The organism is Sulfurimonas sp. (genome assembly GCF_032250635.1).
Lineage (GTDB): Bacteria > Campylobacterota > Campylobacteria > Campylobacterales > Sulfurimonadaceae > Sulfurimonas.
Genome location: NZ_JAVVFL010000186.1, coordinates 1,940 through 4,321, shown reverse-complemented (window position 1 = coordinate 4,321; position 2,382 = coordinate 1,940). Strand labels below are relative to the sequence as shown.

The window sequence follows — 2,382 nt, the reverse complement described above, 5'->3', positions numbered from 1 at the left end:
CAATGGTAAGCATACTTTTCAACTCTTTCTTTCATGTCATCAGTCATATGCAGCTCTTTTTTAGATGCTTTATCTAATAAAGACTCATATTCCTTGATACTTTTTGGCTCAAAAATAAAACCTTTATTACTAACATTAGACTGACCTGCTTGAATAACAGGTCTTCCAAAATAAGCAATTTCTAATGCCATTGTAGAGGCGTACATTAAACATACATCCGAAATCTCTTCAACTTCATAACTAGAAACCTCATGATCAGGTTTTAAGAAGTAAACGTTAGAAGGAAGCTCTGGAAAAATTGAATCTATCAAATCTTTGATTGTTTCAAGACCCTTATTTTTCAGTTCAGCAGGATGCGCTCTTATAATCAAATCATACTCAGGATGATTTTTAAACCAATTTATAGTTTTTTCAAAAAAAAGCTCCATGGTTGGAAAAGTAGCACTTGATGAAAAGGTTGTACCATCCCAAGGGATATTTGGAAATAAAGCAAACTTAATTCTATTTTCTTTTAATCCTAGAGTTTCATATATGTTTTCTACTTTAGAGCTTTTAAGACCATTATAATAATTTACATGATCTACAGCAGATTTAGGATTTCTTTTTGCTAAGAGATAGTTTTTCAATTTATCTTTTTGCTCTGTGTTTAAAAGACTGTTTTCCCAGTATTTGGTAGGTTCAATGGCTCGTTCATATAAATATGATTGGTTTCTAGCTACAACTATATTACCTCCGACATAACCTCTTCCCCAAACCATAACATCAACTTTTAATCTTTTACAAGCTTCTAAAGCTCCGCCCCATGTACTATAAACACCATGTGAAGATAGGACAAATTTAGGCTGGATTTCTAATAATAATCTTTTAGTACTTTCATACGATACTAAAGTACTAAAAGCATACTCTCTTAATAAATCTTCATCTTTTTTAATATCTATATTACTTGATAACGAGTGACGCATAACTGCACTTTTAATATGATGACCTAACAAAACACCATCATATTCTAGTAAAGGAATTTTATCTACTTTAGTCTCGTGTGCTATTTTATACAAATCTTTGATAGTTTGTTTATCAAGTAAAGATTGATACTCATGTGAAACAATAGAGAAGGTTTTTGAAAATCTTTTTTGTTCATGCTGACATAAAGAACAATTGATAGGCAAATCATTTTTCTCAGTCATATTATCACATTTGTCTAATAGCTGATTGCACATTAAAGCATGAACTTTATAACCTCTTAATTTAAGAGCATATCCATAAATTCCTTCAAATAAGTTTGACACAGGAGCTACTCTTATTGGCAAGAGCAATACATTACCTTTTTGAGAGTCTGGAATAGTTTCATTTTTTCTTAAATTCTGAAACTGTTCAAAAGGATCAGGCTTATTTCTATATCTATAATTTTTTAAGATTGGTGCTATTAAATTTGTTATTTTTCTCATAAACTAAACCCATCATCCACAACTATATTTTGTCCATTTACATATTTACTCATATCACTTAGCAAATAAACCAATGTACCTTTTAAGTCACTTTTATCCAGCATTCCTTTATTTAAACATTTTTCTTTATACTTTTCTAAAAAAGGTTCTGGTTGACTATCAAATATTCCACCAGGAGTAAGTGTATTCACTTTTATATTCATTCCCTTAAAATATTTTGCCATATATTTTGTAAGATGAATGAGTCCTGATTTTATAGCTGCATATTCCACTGGCACTGTCATACTCGTGCCCTCATATATCTCAAACTTTGGAGCCACAACTCCATAAATTGAACTAATATTTATAATGTTTCCATAACCTTGCTTTTGAAAATATTTAGCAAACTGCTGAGATGTTGTAAAATAGCCACCAAGATTAAGTCCTAAATTTTCTACAAAATCATCATACTCTACATCAAAAAAGTGTTTTCCATAGTTTTTATTTCTCGGATAAGCATTGTTTACAAGGGCATCTATTTTTTTATACTTTTTATCTAAATAATCTACACAACTATTTAAAGAAGCTTTAGAAGTAATATCAAGTTTCACAAAGTCTATATTTGTAGTATTTAACTCTTTTGATAAATCCTCTTTTGCTCTCAGCCCTATCTCTTCATTTATATCAGCAATTATTGCTATGCCGCTATTTTCAACAACAGCTTTAACAAACTCTTTCCCTATTAGCCCTGCTCCACCCGTTATAACAACAACTTTACTTTTAAGCATTATTTTCCCTCATTAGTTTGTATCAAAATTTCTACGTGAGTGTAGCGAGTGAAGAGTCCAGCTGAATCCCAAAAGAGATCCTTCGCTTCGCTCAGGATGACGGGAAGTAGTGACTCAGGATGACGAACACCCGTCACTCTGAGTGAGCGCAGCGAGTGAAGAGTCTCTGT

The 2,382-nt window shown here is 31.6% G+C and carries 2 protein-coding genes; both read right to left on the bottom strand.

Going from position 1 to position 2,382, the window contains the following annotated elements:
* Positions 1-1,445 (bottom strand): hypothetical protein (locus RQ763_RS10060; RefSeq protein WP_314152783.1); only part of this gene is annotated, 1,445 nt, incomplete at its 3' end.
* Complete coding sequence (locus RQ763_RS10055; RefSeq protein WP_314152782.1) at positions 1,442-2,212, bottom strand: oxidoreductase; 771 nt, start codon at positions 2,210-2,212, stop codon at positions 1,442-1,444. The genes RQ763_RS10060 and RQ763_RS10055, both read right to left, overlap by 4 nt.
* Between the last annotated feature and the right edge of the window lie 170 nt (positions 2,213-2,382).

Excerpts from the sequence above, each read along its gene's own strand:
- RQ763_RS10055 (WP_314152782.1), bottom strand. The coding sequence starts at position 2,212 with ATGCTTAAAAGTAAAGTTGTTGTTATAACGGGTGGAGCAGGGCTAATA.